Source organism: Bacillus sp. 05T31 (assembly GCF_056396725.1).
The window spans coordinates 1-2,917 of record NZ_JBFTMA010000581.1; the positions used below are offsets into that span (position 1 = coordinate 1).

A 2,917-nucleotide genomic window follows, 5' to 3' on the forward strand; every position below is an offset into this window, starting at 1 on the left:
CCGTTAAAGCCGCAGATTTTGTAATACCTGGACAGGTTTATAAAATGGAAAATGGGGAAGGGCATTCTTTTTTATATGATCCAAAATTTTATTCTGGGAATGGGAATGTAGCAATAGATAAATTGAAAAAGGTTAGCGAAACAGGATTTGATTGGAAATTTGGTTTTTTAGAAATATCAGAATCTGCTGGGGACCTATATAAAGGAATCACTGGGAAAAAATCATTAAGTACAACAGAAGAAGTTGTAGTGGATTTAGTGGTAAATGGAACCCCAGTCAGTGCAATTCTAGTTGCAATAACAGTAGTGGGAGATACTAGTGCTCTAGCAACAAAAATAGCAAGTATAGGTGTAGAAACAGGAAAAAAAGCTTTGAAATTTAGTAAGGAAGTTATACAAGAAGTTAGAAATCAGGTGAATGCGGCTGTGGATTGGATAGAGAATAAATTAGCAAAATGTAAGGAAAAGGTACTTGAAGTGTTAGAATCAGTATTTAACGCAGCTGTAGATTTTTTAGTAGGATGCATCATTCTTTATTTATCCCGTGATGAAATTATAGCAATTGCAAAAGAAGTAGCATCTTCTCTTGTACAAGATATTTTAGATGTATTTAAAGGTGACTTTGAAATTGATACGAATATTGCTTCAATTGCTGGAGATTATGTAAGAAGCCATCGCCAATCATTATTAAACTATTTTATGAATGATGGTAATAGAGGGATAAATCGTTCATTATTGGTGGAGATTTCCAGAGATGTGAATGGCCTTTCAAATGATTTAAAAGAGTTAAGTCAAGATGTAACAGATGCAGTAATTTCTATGATGGCAAAAGATGAAGAGTTAGCTTCAGTTTCCTATTATTGACAAATGTTAAGGGAGGGGTTATGAGGATGGATCTACATATGATAATGTCGAGGGTTCATAGTACATTTCCGGACAGTGGTGGGCGAGATCAAATTATTAACGTTGTTATGCAACTTGAAAAAGCAGCTGTATCTTTGACAGGAGATATTAGAAGATTAGAAAGTAGTATTGATAATAGTTTGCAAGGTAAAACACGTGATGCTTTTATTGATCGTATCCGCCAATTAGAAAAAAGGCGACAAAAAATAGAAGAGAAAATTATCGTATTAAAAGGGTCGGTGAATTAATATGAAAGATTATATGGAGAAAGTTTTGCCTTTAGGAAGTGTAGTGAGGTTGAGTACTGAGGAAGATAAAGATGTAGAGTATGTAATTACTACAAGAGGAATACTTCTCGATGAAGACACTTTCTATGATTATGGTGGGGTATTACACCCAGTAGGTTTGACGGCAGAGACATATAAATTATTCAATGACTTTCATATTTTAGAAGTGAAATTTGAAGGGTATAAAAATTCTATTGAAGGAAAATTTGCTCATAATTTTAAAATATGGCGAAATGAATTTGTAAAAACGATAAAGAACAAGGCTGAAAATAATAAGTAACAATTATTAATAAAACAAGGGCTATAATATATTTAGAAATAAATAGACTTTCCTCTTCCAATATGGAAAGAGGAAAGTCTATTTTTGATTGAATAAGAATCTAAATATCTAATATTAAGTGGGAACAACAAGAAAAGGAACGTCAAGAATTTATAGCAAATAGGAAAAGAATAAGAGAGAAAGAACAAAAGCGAAACAAAAACTGAAATGAAAGTTGTAAATGATACTCGTAAACTTATATTGAAGATAGAATGAATACATTATTCATAAATTACCTAGTAAAGAGAAGAATGTAATATCTTGAATAAAGATTCCAAAACTGCAAAAACAGAAAAAGGTTTTTTTGAGAGTGTAATAGTACCTATTATTGTTGGAATCATGTTTATCTTTTTAATTCTATATAAAGTAGCAGAGTTTTTGGGGAAATGGATTGTTATCTTTGGAATAATATTTTTCATTGGTAGTATATTTCTTTGCATATATCTAAAAGAATATGGAGGGGTGTTGGGCGGTGGGATAGGGTTAATATCAATATTATTGTTATATTTTATGTTTATTTACTCTTAGCGTGTCTACAAATATAGAGTTATTACATGATTTTAGAAAAGATGGTGTAATTATATGTGGAATATAAAAGAAGAAGATTTGAATGAATTTAAAAGCACTTGCAAGAATCGCTTAAGTCCCGATTGGGCTACAGGGTTTATGTTTGGAACGCTGTTTTTTATTTCATTAATAATGTTTTTTCTTATTGGAGGGTTAATAAGGTTTGGTTGGAGTTATTACCCGACTCTCTTTGATAAAATAATTGTTAGCCTTGAGTTAGTGCTTTATAGTCTTCAAGTAATTTTTTTAATTATTTATCTGTTTCCTAAGATGCCATTTAAATTTCAGAAACTACAAACACTCGTGGTACTATTATATGCGTTTCAGTTAGGCACTATAACATTTACAATGTTGATAATTCCAGGAATGTCAAATTATTCAATTGATCAAGTTGCATTAATGTATGTCGGGTTATTATTTTTAGGTGCAGTTATTTTACATATTTTAGCGACTATTGATACTTTTAGACAGGCAAGTAAAGGGGCATTTAATACGGGAGAAGAATCCTCTTCATTTTTTAGTAAAACAAAGAGGATTGCAATTAAGTGTGCTCTAATGTATGTGTTAACTCTTCTCATTTTAATTTATGTGCATAATGATTATACACTAAATATTTTAGGATTGTATGCGGGAGGAACTCTAATAATGTACGCGGTAGCCATAGGTGCAGCTGAGTTCCAATTACTAGCCTATTGTAGATTTAAWTTTCCATYATTTTAYATTTYRTRGGAGGRAYATGAAAGAGAACGTCAGAAAAGAGTAAAGCTTTATGAAGAGAGGGAAAAAAGCAAGCGAAAGAAATAAAATAAGTTTTGGWTTCTGAAAATTGGAATAGAATATAT

The 2,917-nt window shown here is 31.2% G+C and carries 4 protein-coding genes and 1 pseudogene; all 5 read left to right on the top strand.

What is annotated here, in order from left to right; all coding sequences use genetic code 11:
- Nucleotides 1-863, top strand: a pseudogene (locus AC1DJR_RS24570) (lipase); the annotation flags it as partial.
- 26 nt (nt 864-889) lie between these two features.
- Nucleotides 890-1,150 (top strand): hypothetical protein, encoded by a 261-nt coding sequence (locus tag AC1DJR_RS24575; protein WP_000363091.1) that lies wholly within the window; start codon nt 890-892, stop codon nt 1,148-1,150.
- 1 nt (nt 1,151) lies between these two features.
- A complete protein-coding gene (locus AC1DJR_RS24580) occupies nt 1,152-1,469 on the top strand; it encodes a DUF4176 domain-containing protein (protein WP_429688803.1) in 318 nt (105 codons plus the stop codon).
- A gap of 300 nt (nt 1,470-1,769) precedes the next feature.
- Nucleotides 1,770-2,036, top strand: coding sequence for a hypothetical protein (locus tag AC1DJR_RS24585; protein WP_429688804.1), 267 nt, complete (start codon nt 1,770-1,772; stop codon nt 2,034-2,036).
- A gap of 54 nt (nt 2,037-2,090) precedes the next feature.
- Entirely contained in the window at nt 2,091-2,879 is a 789-nt protein-coding gene (locus AC1DJR_RS24590; protein ID WP_477003722.1) for a hypothetical protein, read from the top strand.
- The last annotated feature ends 38 nt before the right edge of the window (nt 2,880-2,917 follow it).

What these genes read in the sequence shown, in the direction of transcription:
- AC1DJR_RS24575 (WP_000363091.1), top strand. Translation starts at nt 890, where the DNA reads ATGGATCTACATATGATAATGTCGAGGGTTCATAGTACATTTCCGGAC.
- AC1DJR_RS24580 (WP_429688803.1), top strand. Translation starts at nt 1,152, where the DNA reads ATGAAAGATTATATGGAGAAAGTTTTGCCTTTAGGAAGTGTAGTGAGG.